The organism is Amycolatopsis sp. NBC_01286 (assembly GCF_035982555.1).
Classification (GTDB): Bacteria; Actinomycetota; Actinomycetes; order Mycobacteriales; family Pseudonocardiaceae; genus Amycolatopsis.
The window spans coordinates 6,919,624-6,931,351 of sequence record NZ_CP108428.1 but is presented as its reverse complement, the minus strand read 5'-3'; the positions used below and the strand labels follow the sequence as shown (position 1 = coordinate 6,931,351).

Below are 11,728 nucleotides of genomic sequence, written 5' to 3'. Positions count from 1 at the left end.
GTACGCTCCTCCGAGCCGGGCGACACGCACCCCGACCGGCCGGCCACCGCACACTCCCGCTTCGCTCAGCGCTGTCTCGTGTGGCCGAGGCGGTGATTGGCCGCCGCGGCGGCAGCGGTGATCTTCGCCAGGAAACCGATGGCGACGCGGAGCTCGTCGGCGTCGGCAGCAACCAGGGTCTGCGCGATCTCGACGCCGGCGAACGCCAGGAACTCACGCGCCCGATCGCGTGCCGCCGGAGTCGGCCGCAGGGTCACCCGCCGGCGGTCGGCGCTCTCGCGGCTGCGGTGAACGTGGCCCGCGGTCTCGAGGCGGTTCAGCAGCACGGTCGTCGCGCCCGTGGTCATGCCGATGAGCCGGGACAGCTCCGCCGGCGAAAGCGGCGCGCCCGCCTCGTCCGCCCAGACGATCTGCCCCAGCGCGTTGGCATCGGACCCGGGCAGCCGCATCCAGGCCGCCAGGTGCTGGTTCAGCTCGGTGAAACCGACCGCCCAGTCGCGGAGGCGGTGCATCACCTCGACCTGGGCCGCCGTCCACTCCACCGACAGCGGGTCGACGTCCACCATGCGAACTCCTTCACTCCATAGTAGCTTTACTATAAAGCAATCAAGGCAGAGGAGCAGTCATGACCACGCGACACGCCGTGATCTCCGGGGCGAGCATCGCCGGCCTCTCCGCCGCCTTCTGGCTGCGCCGCACCGGCTGGGACGTGACCGTGCTGGAACGGTCCGGCGCGTTCCGCGACGGCGGGCAGAACGTCGACGTCCGCGGCGTCGCCCGCGACGTGCTCGAACGGATGGGGCTCACCGAGGCGATCAGGGCGCAGAACACCACCGAGACCGGCACGGTTCTGGTCGACGCCTCGGGCAAGGTGACCGCGGAACTGCCCTCCGGTCCGGACGGCGCGACCGCCGAACTCGAGGTGCTGCGCGGCGATTTCGCCCGCACGATCCTGCAGCACCTGCCCGCGGGAGTCGAGATCGGCTACGGCGATCCCATCGCCGAGGTCGTGGACGACACCGACGCGGTCACGGTGACCACCGCATCCGGGCGTGTCCTGCGCGCTGACCTGCTGGTCATCGCCGAAGGGGTCCGCTCCGCCACCCGCGACCGGCTCTTCGGCGACCTGGTCGACCGCCGCGACCTCGGCATCGCCATGGTCTTCGGCACGATCCCCCGCACCACCGGCGACGACAACCGCTGGCGCTGGTTCACCACCGTCGGCGGCCGGCAGGTCCACCTGCGGCCCGACAACCACGGCACCACCCGCGCCATCCTCGCCTACGCCCGGGCCGAAGACCTCGGCCGGCTCGACCGCGCCGACGCCCTGGCCCGCGTCCGCGACCGCTTCGCCGACGCCGGCTGGGAGACCTCCCGGATCCTCGACGGCTTCGACCGCTCCGAGGACGTCTACATCGACAACCTCACCCAGATCCGCATGCCCACCTGGCACCGCGGGCGGGTGTGCCTCGCCGGGGACGCGGGCTGGTGCGTCACCCCGATGGGTGGCGGCGGCGCCTCACTCGCACTCGTCAGCGGATACGTCCTCGCCGCCTCCCTGACCACCGAACCCGACCGGCTCGATGCCGCGCTCACCGTCTACGAGCAGTGGATGCGTCCCCTCGTCGACGACGTCCAGAACCTCCCCCGGTGGATCGTGCCCTTCGCCTACCCCCAGACCCGCTTCGGCCTGACCCTGCGCCGCCTGCTCGACAAAGCTCTCACCTCACCGAAGCTCGCACCGCTGACGGCCAAGCTCACCCGGGTCGCCGAGACCGACCGGGCGTTGCCGCCCATCGCGGCGGCACACGCCTGATCGGCCGCTGCTCCCGCTTGACCGGCCGCCGTACGGGGTAGCCAGAAGGATGAGCCCGACAAGAGACGGCCCTGCCGCCGCAGGTGGGCTGGCCGCGATCCTCAGCGAGGTCGCCCGCACCCTGCAGGCCGAGCCCGACGTCGAATCGACGCTGGAAGCGATCACCCGTGCCGCCGTGGAGCACATCGGCGGCGACGCGGCCGGTCTGAGCCTGCGGGAGAACGGCGTGATCCGCACCATGGCGCCGACCGACGAGCTCGTGGTCACAGTGGACAAGCTGCAGGCCCGCTTCCAGGAAGGACCATGCCTGGGCGCCATCGCCGAGCACCAGACCTACCGCACCGGAGACCTGGAGCACGAGCGGCGCTGGCCACGGTTCGGCCCGGCCGCGGTCAGTCTGGGAGTGCGGTCGATGCTGGCGTACCGGTTGTTCGTCACCGACACCACCCTGGGCGCCCTCAACCTGTACTCATCTCGACCGGACGCCTTCAGCGCCGAGGCGGAAAGCGAAGGGCTGCTGTTCGCCAGCCACGCCGCTGTCGCACTCGTCGGAGCCCAGACCGAACACCACCTGCAGGCCGCGATCCGCCACCGCGACACGATCGGAATCGCCAAGGGCATCCTCGTGGAACGCCACCGGATCAGCGTCGAGGACGCCTTCTCCATGCTGGTGCGCACCTCACAGCACGCCAACCTCAAACTCCACGCCGTCGCGACGTGGCTGGTCGAGCAGAGCGGCCGGGACGCGGCTCGCTGACCACCTTCGGCGCGATCTCCCGAAACGACGGTGGCCTTCCGTTCTCCCGCAGCACGATCGTCCGGGTCTGGCCGAGGAGTCCACTGTGGAATACGGCTCGGCGTGCGTGTCGAGCCGGCCGGAGGTATCGCTTCCCGCGGCCGGCTGCACCGACGCCTTGTCTCGCGCCGAAGGGCCACTCTCCGGAAGCAGGAGGTCACAATCAGGTGCGCGGCAGCGACGCGCTGGACCTGGCCGCGGACCCGCTGCTCGGCGCGACCCCGGCCCTGGCCGATGCCGCGGCCAAACCGGTCGTGGTCGACCTGACCGAGGTGACGTTCTGCGGCTCGTGCGTCCTCGGGCAGTTGCCAGTACGTGGTGCCGCGACCGTTGACCCTGCTGGGACTGGACCGCGACATCACGATCGTGCCGGACGTCGAGACAGCTGTGCGCCGGCTCACCCAGTCCCTGGTCGCCGCCGTCGACCCGGCAACAGACACCACTCCCGAGCCCGACTGACACCCCGACGCCACCCATCCGCGGCGGATCCGGGCGAATGGCCGGTGGGGGTGACCGAACCTCCGGCCGCCCCACCAGCCACCCGCCGGTCCCTACTTGCGGATCATCGGGTTGCCGTAGCCGATGACCAACCCTCGCGTGAACGCGATGACGCCGAACGTCTTGTTCAGCAGGGCCGCCGCGGGCGCGGTGAGCGCCAGGGTGACACCGTCGGGTGTGGCCGCGCCGATCGTGAACAGGTCGGCACGCGCCCCGAAGTCGATCCGGCCGCTGAGCACACCGCGCTTGAGGTCGATCGTGTAACCGGTCAGGTAGAGGCATTTGCCGCCGGCGCGCAGCACCAAGCCGCCGACGTGCTCGATCGTCCCGTCGTTCGGGTTGCCGACGATCGTGAAGCCGAACACCGTCTTGCCCGCGGGATGGCTGACCCTGGCCAGCACCGGCGAAACCTTCACGCCCAGCGACGTGAGTGCCGCCCCGGCCGCGGCGTCCAAGGTCAGATCCGTGCGCCCCTTGCCGAAGTGGTACCAGTGGTGGTGCGAGACGGTGTGCGACGAAGCGCTCACCGACTGGGCCGCCTGGGCGGGCGCGGCGACGGCACCGGCCATGACCGCCGCGGCCGCGATGGACACCCCCAACATGCGAAGACGCATGAGATGACTCCGTTCTCGTTGCTTCCCGGACACCAGGGGTACGCGGGAAAACGACCGAACGGATGCAGGAAAAGGAAACCGGCCGCTCAGGTGCCGAACGTGCCTTGCAGCATGCTGACGCCGTGCTCCTGCTGCCCCAGCTGCTGCACGGAGACGTCGACGACGGGGTAGCCACTCAGCGCGATGTTCGGCGGAACGGCGACATCGGCTTCGCTGCCGGCCGTCACCCCCAGCGGGATCATGGTCTTGGCGCCGTCGTAGAGCCAGATCTCGTACAGCCCGGCCGGCGCGGGCATGCCGGTCAGCTCGACCTTGAGCCGCAACGAGCCCGCGCCCGTGTCGATGAGCTGGACCTTCCCGGCCGCGCCGGCCGGCGCGGACTGCTGCGGGTTCAGCCGGGTTTCCGCGACGATCCGGGCGTCCGCGCCACCCGTGTCGACGGCGATCAGGGTGCCGGCCACGCCGACCGCGGCCGCGGCGGCCGCGATGATCGCGTACCGGACTCCGCGCGAAAGTCCCCGCGTGCCAACCGGTTCGCCGCCCGGGCGCACCTGTCCCCCGTCGGTCGCCTGGCCCGTTTCGGCCGCGATCCGCTCCCAGACCGCTTCCCGCACCGGGGGCAACGACGTCTCCGTCTTCGTCTCCCGGCCGAGCCCGGCGACCTCGCGCAGCGCGGCGAGCTCTTCCCGGCAGTCGGCGCAGTGATCGAGGTGGGCGGTGTCGGCCGGGCCGGGACGTTCTTCGTCAAGGGCGAGCAGCACGAGACGATCGGGGTCCGGGTGCGACATCGTTCACCTCCTCCGGCGTGCGGTCGAGCTGGGAACGCAGGTTCTGCATCCCGCGGCGGAGGTGGCTCTTCACCGTGCCCAGGGGCAGTCCGGTCCGCTCGGCTATCTGAGTGTGGGTCAGATCAGCATAGAAGGCGAGCTGGAGCACTTCCCGCTGCGCGTCCGGCAACCGGGTCAGCCCGTCGGCGACGACCAGGCGGTCCACGACGCGGTCCGGCGATTCGGCGACGACCTCCTCGGCCGGGGCGACGGCGGCCATCGCGTCGCTGTCCCGCTGCCGGCGACCCCGCGCCCGCAGCAGGTCGACGATCCGGTGGCGGGCGATCCCGAGCAGCCAGGCCGGCAACCCGGCCTTGTCCGGGTCGTAGGTCCGCCGGCCGCTCCACGCGGAGACGAAGGTGGCCTGCACGACGTCGTCGACGTCGGCGGAGTCGCGCAGACCGGCCCGGGCCAGCCGTTGCACCGCGGGGCCGTAGCGGTCGAACACCGCGCGCAGGGTCCCCGGCTCGCCGGCGGCGAAGCGCCGGCCGAGATCGTCGGCCGGGTCGTTCGGCGCGCCATCGTCGGACACGGACGACACCCTAGCCGCAGGCGGCGGCGGGGCGACACCTTCGGTCATCAGCATCGTCGGCTCCCGGCTGGTGCTCGCGGACCGGGCAGCGAGAGTGCCGGCTGTAGGGACTACGTCCGGCGATGGCGCTGCGGATGCGCAGGCGACGGGATCCGGAAAGAACACCCGGCACTGCATCCGGCCGGCCGGTCCGGGGCGAACCACCAGCACGCAGCTTCCAGCTCGTCCACGCCGCCCGGCCGGCCGGGCGCGGCGGGTGCGGTCGTGTCCACAGTGGACGACGACTTCGCGGATCGCCGGGCGGCTGCCGGTGCACATCTCCTCGTGCGGGCACGCGCTGCCGGCCTGCGCACCGGCCGAGTTCCGCCACCGGGTGCTGCGTCGGTCAGCGCGTCGCCGCGAACACGTCGCTCACCCAGTCGGCGATGTAGGTGCTGACGTGGCCGAGGTGGTCCAGCCCGATGTGCTCGCTGGCGCCTTCCCCGGCGGTGAACACGCGCAGCTTCCGCTCGGGACTGTGCACGGCCTGGTCGTAGGAGCGGTGCGCGTACTCCAGCGGGATCTGCCGGTCGCGCTCGCCGTGGCAGACGAGGAACGGCACGGTGATGTGCTCGACGACGCCGTCGAGGTTCACCTGGTCGGCGAAGGTGATGAACTCGTCGAGGTTCTCGTGACCCCACACCCACAGGACGTGCTCCCAGTAGTGCGGGACCGGGCGCTCGCCTTCGCGTTCCAGGCGCCGCCGCTGCACGGCACCCCAGTCGTGGTTCGCTCCCCACGCGACAACCAGGGCGAGGCGCTTCTCGAACGCCGCGGCCCGCGGGGCGTAGTAACCGCCGAGCGACCAGCCCACCAGCCCGATCCGGGCCGGGTCGACGTCGTCGCGGGACTCGAGGTAGTCGACGCACGCGCTCGCCCAGGCCTCGGTGTCGACCCGAGCGGTGAGTCCCTGCACGCGCAGCGCCTCACCGGAACCCGGGCAGTCGACCATCAGGCACGAGATCCCGCGCGCGGCCAGCTCGGCCCAGTGCCCGGAGGCGTACATGTGCTCTTTCGTCGAGTCCAGCCCGTTCCACAGGATCATCACCGGGGCGTTCTCGCCCGCGGCGCTGAAGTAGGCGGGCAGCGTGGTGCCTTCGTACGGGACCTCGACGCGGCTGAGGCCGGGATCCTTGAGGTCGAACGTCTTCTGCTGCAGCTCGAGCACGCGGCGGTAGCTGTCGAGCCGTCCCGCGGCCGACGCGCTCTGCAGGCGTTCGGCCTGGGCGAGGTAGTTGGTGGCGCGCGCGTAGAGCTGTCCGGCGGTGCGGCGGTGCCCCTCCTTCTCGGCCTCTTCCGCCTGGCTGACGAGCTGGTCGGTCAACGCGGTCCAGGCGTGCAGGAAGTCGGGAGTGCCGGCGTCCTCGCCGCGGGTGGCGGCTTCTCGGATGGGACGGCAGGCCCGGTCGACCTCGTCGATGAGCCCACCGCTGTTGAGGGTCGCGACGACCCCCAGGCTCCACGGGTAGTTCGCGGGGAAGTACTCGAACACGTTCGTCCTCTCGTCGGGAAAGTGCTGCGGACTGTCATCGCGTTCGCCGTCCCGAACGCGAGCGGGCGGCGGGAACCGGCGGCAGCGTGGTGCCGGCGATGACGGTGTTGCGGATCGTGCCCAGTCCCTCGACGGTCATCTCGACGACGTCACCCGGCGCCAGGGCCGGAATGTCCCGGCCGCGGCCCCACAGCTCGGCCAGGCAGCCACCGTTGCCGCAGGTCCCGGAGCCGAGGACGTCACCGGCGCGAACCCAGGTACCGCGTGAGGCGTAGGAGACGAGTTCGGCGAACGGCCAGCCCATGTTGGACAGCAGGTCGTGCCCGATCCGCGCACCGTTGACCGAGACGCTCATCTCGAGGGTGAGGAAGCCGTCCTCGTCGTGGTGCGCCGCCAGTTCGTCGGCGGTCACCAGCCACGGCCCGAGCGTCGTGGCGGAGTCCTTGCCCTTGGCCGGGCCGAGCTGGACCTTCATCTCGCGACGCTGCAGGTCGCGGGCGGACCAGTCGTTGAGGATCGTGTAGCCGAAGATCGCCTGCCGCGCCTGCTCGGGAGTCAGGGACGCGCCGTCGCGGCCGACGACCGCGGCGACCTCCAGCTCGAAGTCGAACAGCTCGCAACCGGGCGGCACCGGCACGTCGTCGTGGGCGCCGAGCAGGGCGTAGGGGTTGGTGAAGTAGAACGTCGGCGCCTCGTACCACTCCGGGGGCACCCCGGCCCCGCCGGACACGCTCGCGACGACGCCTTCGACGTGTTCCTCGAAGGCCACGAAGTCGCGGACGGTGGGCGGAGCCAGGGGCGGCAGCAACCGCACGCCGGCCAACGGCACGGCCGGACGGCGCAGGGCTTCCGCGCCCGCTTCGAGCGCGGCGGGCAGCCCGGTGCGCACGACGTCGAGCACGGTGGTGTTCTCCGGCAACGGGTGCAGGCCGTCCTCGCCGGCCACACCGGCGTGGACGGCTCCGTTGTTCTCGTAGGTGGCGAATCGCATGACCGCCTCACACCGGCGGTGCGACGAACAGGCCCTTGTCGGGGTCGTTGAACGACTTCCGCGCGACGAACTCGTTCATCGCGTTCGCGGTCCCCCACTGGTCGGAGACCTCCGGCTTGCCGAAGTCGTAGAGGTGCGGGTGCCAGGTGTCCTCGTCGACCTCGTCCAGTTCGGTGGTGTATTCGAGGGTGTTGCCGTGCGGGTCGAGGAAGTAGCTGAAGGTGTTGTTCCCGGCCAGGTGCCGGCCGGGGCCCCAGATCTTCTCCACCCCGGCGCGCAACAGCCGGCCGGTGCCCCGCATGTACTCGTCGAGCCCACGCAGTTCGAAGGACACGTGGTGCAGCGACGGGTGCGGGCCGCGGGCGATCGCGAGGCTGTGGTGCCAGGCGTTGATGCGCAGGAACCACATCATCTCGCCCATGCGCGGGTGCATGAGCGTGTCCGAGAGGCGGAACCCGAGGTGGCGTTCGTAGAAGGCGCGGGTGCCCGCCGGGTCGGCGGAGTTGATGACCACATGCGACAGTCGCACGGGGACGGACTCCCCGGCCTCGATCCTGCGGTGCGCGCGGACCGTGACATCGGCGCTGACCTCGATCGTGCGGCCCTCGTTGTCGAAGAACCGGAACCCGTGACCGCCGCCGGGGGTGTCCAGGGTCTTCGGCTCGTGCACGAGGGTGACGCCGGACGTGGCCAGCCGCGCGGCGAGGGTGTCGACGTCCGCGGGAGTGGCGGCGCCGAAGGCGATCAGGTCGATCCGCTTGTCCTCGGCCTGGCGCAGCCGGACGACGTATTGCTCGGGTGAGCCCTCCGCGGCGAGGAAGGCGATGCCGGTGTCGGCGTGTTCGGTGCTCAGGCCCCAGGCGCCGGTGAAGAAGTCCTGCTGCCGGGCGAAGTCGGGCACGGCGAGGTCGACGTGCCGCAGGTGGGTGATCAGGCGATCGGTCACGGAGTCCTCCGGAGGGTCAGGCGGGCTGGGAGACGAGTTCGGCGATCCGGCGCATCAGGCCCGGGACGTCGCCCTGCTCGCGGTCGAGCAGCCACCGCCCCAGCTGGTTGGACGCCTCGACGACGGCATTGGCGCGGGCGTGGCGGCGGTCGGTGAACGCGGTCCACAGCTGCTCGTCCACGCGGTCGTGCTTGTCGAGCAGCTCGGTCAGGACCGCGGCGTCCTCCAGCGCCTGGGCGCCGCCCTGGGCGAGGGTCGGTGGGCAGGAGTGCACGGCGTCGCCGACCAGCACCACCCGGCCGCGGTGCCAGGGCGGCGGCAGGACGTGGGTCTCGAACCACGTGTAGTGGATGCGTTCCGGATCATCGAGCGCGGCACGGATCTCGTCCCACGGCCCGTGGTAGGCCGACGCGAGCTCCCGCATCGTCTCGAGGCGTTCTCCGGCGCTGAGCGCGCCGCGGTTCCGGGCGTCCTCGACCAGGTAGGCGTAGAGCGAATCCTCCCCGGTCGGGCAGTACCCGGCGATGTAGCACGGGCCGCCGTAACAAAGATCGGTCCGCGTGACCGACGCCGGACGCGGGCCGAACACCCGCCAGATCCCCATACCGGTGGCCCGGATGCCGGTCTCGACGCCGATCAGGCGCCGGACCGTCGAGCGGATGCCGTCGGCCCCGACGACGAGGTCGTACCGGCCGGTCGAGCCGTCGGAGAAGCTCACGTCGACACCGGCGGGATCGCACTCCAGCGCGGTGACGGCGAGCCCGAACCGCATTTCGGCGCCGGCCTCCCCGGCCCGCTCCAGGAGGATCCGCGCCAAGGCGGGCCGCGGCATCCCCATGGCGGCCGGCAGGTCGGGTCCGCCGGTGCGGGCATCGGGCATCTCCACGAGCAGCGTGCCATCCGGGGCGCGCAAGCCGACACTGTCGAAGCTGTAGCCCTCCTGCCGCACCCGCTCCCACACGCCGAGGCGGTGCAGTTCACGCAAGGCGTTGCCCTGCAGGGTGATTCCCGATCCGAGGACAGCGACGTCGGGCATGACGTCGATCAGGTCGACGGCGATCCCGCGCGCGGCGAGGTGGATCGCGGTGGCCGATCCGGCCAATCCCCCGCCGACGACGAGGACGTTGTTCACGGCTGGCACGACGACTCCTTTGTCCTCAGCGGACGGTCACTTGACGGCGATGGGGGCTACCGGCGCGCCGACGGCGCCGGTGACCGGCAGCGGGGCGGCGGTCAGCCAGAACTCGTGGACGCCGTCCGCCGCGCAGTCTTCGGCGAGGGCGTCGAGGTCCCACATCTCCCCGAGGAACAGGCCGATGTGCGGGATGGCGACCTGGTGCAGCGGCTGGAAGGCGACGTCGAACTCGTTCGGCCGCACTTCCACGCCCCAGGTGTCGGTGGCGATCCCGGCGATGTCGGTGTCGTGCAGCCACTGCGCGGTGGTGAAGGACAAGCCGGGTGAGTCCCCGCCCGCGTAGTCGCCCCAGCCTTCGCGCCGCGCCCGGGTGAGCCGGCCGGTCCGCACGAGGACCAGGTCACCGCGGCCGACCCGGGCCGTGTCGCCGTGGGCGGCGATCGTGGCTTCGAGGTGGTCGACGGTGATCGCGAACCCGTCCGGCAGCTCGCCGTCCGCGCCGACTGCCCGTCCCACGTCGAGCAGCACACCGCGGCCCGCGATGAGCCCGGCCGTCGTCTCGATGCCGGTGACCTGGTCCCCTTCGCTGGTCACGACGTCACCGGCGCGGCGACCGTTGTACGCGCTGCCGTGGTCGAAGATGTGCCCGAGCCCGTCCCACTGCGTCGAGGCCTGCAGCGGCATGAACACTACGTCGTCGGCGCCGCCGATCCCGTGCGGGAAACCTTGCGTGCCGCGCTCGGCGTCCACGCCGGTGTCGAGCATGGTGTGCACCGGGTTCGTGCGCCGGCGCCAGCCCTTCTGCGGGCCGTTCGCGTCGAAGCTCTGGGCCAGGGAGAAGCTCACGCCGCGCCGGACCAAGGTGGCGCCTTCCACGCGCTTGGCCGCGTCCAGGTGATTCAGCGTGCCGAGCACGTCGTCCGGCCCCCAGCGGCCCCGGTTCGAGCATCGTTTCGCCGCCGCTGCGATCGCGCCTTCGGGATCGTTTCGTTCCACGTCGTTCACTGTGCGGCCTCGATCGCCATCCGGGAAGACGAATCAGCTGATGCGCCACATCAGCGTCATGGATATCCTGCGGCGGTGAACCTCGCCACGCTGGACCTGAACCTGCTGGTCACGCTGGACGCGCTGCTGCAGCAGCGCAGCGTCACCCGCGCGGCCGAGCAGGTGGGCCTGAGCCAGCCGGCGGTCTCCGCGCAGCTCGGGCGGCTGCGCCGGCACTTCCACGACGAGCTGCTCACCCGGGTCGGCAACACGTCCCGCCTCACGCCGCTGGCGGTCCAGCTGAAAGAACGCGTCCGGGTCGCCCTGGCCGGGGTGGACCGGGTCTTCACCGCGGCGGCCGACTTCGACCCGGCCGCCACCACCCGGGAGTTCTCGTTCGTGGTCAGCGACTACGGCGCCGCCGTGCTCGGCCCGGCCCTCGCCACGCTGCTCGACACCGCGGCACCCGGCGCGCAGCTGCGCATGCTGGCCAACACCCCGCGGCTGGTCGACACCGCCGAACAGGTCCTGACGGGGATCGACCTGTTGCTGCTGCCGCACGGCTTCGTCCACGGGCTGCGGCACCAGGACCTCTACACCGACGAGTGGGTCTGCCTCGTCGCCGCCGACAACCCCGAGGTCGGGGACACCCTCACGGCCGGGCAGCTCGAAACGATGCCGTGGGTGGTCACCTACCACGGACCGACCGCGTCGACGCCGGCCGCTCGGCAGATGCGCATGCTGGGCATCGAGCCGCGCGTGCAGATCGTCACCGAGTCCTTTCTCGCGATTCCCGGACTGGTCGCCGGTTCCGGCCGCGTGGCGCTGTTGCAACGGCGGTTGGCGGACCGGATCCCGGCGACCCTCGGCGTCCGGGCACTGGCGTGCCCGTTCGAGGTGAGCCCGCTGCTCGAGGCGATGTGGTGGCACCCGATCCACGACGACGATCCCGAACACCGCTACCTGCGCAACCTCGTCGCCACAGCAGCGACGCAGATCTCCGCCTGACCGGGACACCGTCCGCGACGGTGGTGACCGGCCCGTGGCCGGAGACAGCT

Annotated in this window: 13 protein-coding genes; 4 read left to right on the top strand and 9 right to left on the bottom strand. The window is 71.5% G+C overall.

The features are described from left to right. Positions 1-65: 65 nt before the first annotated feature. Positions 66-566 (bottom strand): MarR family winged helix-turn-helix transcriptional regulator, encoded by a 501-nt coding sequence (locus OG570_RS32655; RefSeq protein ID WP_326952899.1) that lies wholly within the window; start codon positions 564-566, stop codon positions 66-68. Positions 567-625: 59 nt separating this feature from the next. On the opposite strand from OG570_RS32655, the gene OG570_RS32650 reads away from it, so the two are divergent. The 3 genes from OG570_RS32650 (at position 626) to OG570_RS32640 (ending at position 3,071) form a co-directional block, all read left to right on the top strand. Beyond that, positions 626-1,816, top strand: a complete 1,191-nt coding sequence (locus OG570_RS32650) for an FAD-dependent monooxygenase (protein ID WP_326952898.1) — start codon at positions 626-628, stop codon at positions 1,814-1,816. 49 nt (positions 1,817-1,865) lie between these two features. Further along, positions 1,866-2,573, top strand: coding sequence for a GAF and ANTAR domain-containing protein (locus tag OG570_RS32645; RefSeq protein WP_326952897.1), 708 nt, complete (start codon positions 1,866-1,868; stop codon positions 2,571-2,573). Between the two features lie 369 nt (positions 2,574-2,942). Beyond that, positions 2,943-3,071 (top strand): hypothetical protein, encoded by a 129-nt coding sequence (locus OG570_RS32640; protein WP_326952896.1) that lies wholly within the window; start codon positions 2,943-2,945, stop codon positions 3,069-3,071. A 92-nt stretch (positions 3,072-3,163) separates the two neighbouring features. On the opposite strand, the gene OG570_RS32635 is transcribed toward OG570_RS32640, so the two are convergent. From OG570_RS32635 to OG570_RS32600, 8 genes are all read right to left on the bottom strand, one after another. Then, positions 3,164-3,724: a hypothetical protein gene (locus tag OG570_RS32635; RefSeq protein ID WP_326952895.1), complete on the bottom strand. Its 561-nt coding sequence runs from the start codon at positions 3,722-3,724 to the stop codon at positions 3,164-3,166. Between the two features lie 86 nt (positions 3,725-3,810). Beyond that, on the bottom strand, positions 3,811-4,512 hold the full coding sequence (locus tag OG570_RS32630; protein ID WP_326952894.1) for an anti-sigma factor domain-containing protein: 702 nt from the start codon (positions 4,510-4,512) through the stop codon (positions 3,811-3,813). Continuing rightward, entirely contained in the window at positions 4,469-5,083 is a 615-nt protein-coding gene (locus tag OG570_RS32625; RefSeq protein ID WP_326950124.1) for an RNA polymerase sigma factor, read from the bottom strand. Before OG570_RS32625 ends, OG570_RS32630 begins: the two co-directional genes overlap by 44 nt. 385 nt (positions 5,084-5,468) lie before the next feature. Beyond that, positions 5,469-6,614, bottom strand: a complete 1,146-nt coding sequence (locus OG570_RS32620; RefSeq protein WP_326952893.1) for an alpha/beta hydrolase family protein — start codon at positions 6,612-6,614, stop codon at positions 5,469-5,471. A gap of 34 nt (positions 6,615-6,648) precedes the next feature. Beyond that, the gene (locus tag OG570_RS32615; RefSeq protein ID WP_326952892.1) at positions 6,649-7,605 is read right to left on the bottom strand and encodes a fumarylacetoacetate hydrolase family protein; all 957 of its coding nucleotides are present in this window, start codon (positions 7,603-7,605) and stop codon (positions 6,649-6,651) included. Between the two features lie 7 nt (positions 7,606-7,612). Then, positions 7,613-8,551 (bottom strand): VOC family protein, encoded by a 939-nt coding sequence (locus OG570_RS32610; protein WP_326952891.1) that lies wholly within the window; start codon positions 8,549-8,551, stop codon positions 7,613-7,615. Between the two features lie 16 nt (positions 8,552-8,567). Continuing rightward, entirely contained in the window at positions 8,568-9,692 is a 1,125-nt protein-coding gene (locus OG570_RS32605; RefSeq protein WP_326952890.1) for an FAD-dependent oxidoreductase, read from the bottom strand. Between the two features lie 27 nt (positions 9,693-9,719). Then, entirely contained in the window at positions 9,720-10,682 is a 963-nt protein-coding gene (locus tag OG570_RS32600) for a cyclase family protein (RefSeq protein WP_326952889.1), read from the bottom strand. A gap of 84 nt (positions 10,683-10,766) precedes the next feature. On the opposite strand from OG570_RS32600, the gene OG570_RS32595 reads away from it, so the two are divergent. Next, complete coding sequence (locus tag OG570_RS32595) at positions 10,767-11,678, top strand: LysR family transcriptional regulator (protein WP_326952888.1); 912 nt, start codon at positions 10,767-10,769, stop codon at positions 11,676-11,678. Positions 11,679-11,728 lie beyond the last annotated feature (50 nt).

Bases quoted from the DNA above. Each gene is read 5' to 3' on its own strand.
- OG570_RS32655 (WP_326952899.1), bottom strand. From the start codon at position 566: ATGGTGGACGTCGACCCGCTGTCGGTGGAGTGGACGGCGGCCCAGGTC.
- OG570_RS32650 (WP_326952898.1), top strand. From the start codon at position 626: ATGACCACGCGACACGCCGTGATCTCCGGGGCGAGCATCGCCGGCCTC.
- OG570_RS32645 (WP_326952897.1), top strand. From the start codon at position 1,866: ATGAGCCCGACAAGAGACGGCCCTGCCGCCGCAGGTGGGCTGGCCGCG.
- OG570_RS32635 (WP_326952895.1), bottom strand. From the start codon at position 3,724: ATGCGTCTTCGCATGTTGGGGGTGTCCATCGCGGCCGCGGCGGTCATG.
- OG570_RS32630 (WP_326952894.1), bottom strand. From the start codon at position 4,512: ATGTCGCACCCGGACCCCGATCGTCTCGTGCTGCTCGCCCTTGACGAA.
- OG570_RS32615 (WP_326952892.1), bottom strand. From the start codon at position 7,605: ATGCGATTCGCCACCTACGAGAACAACGGAGCCGTCCACGCCGGTGTG.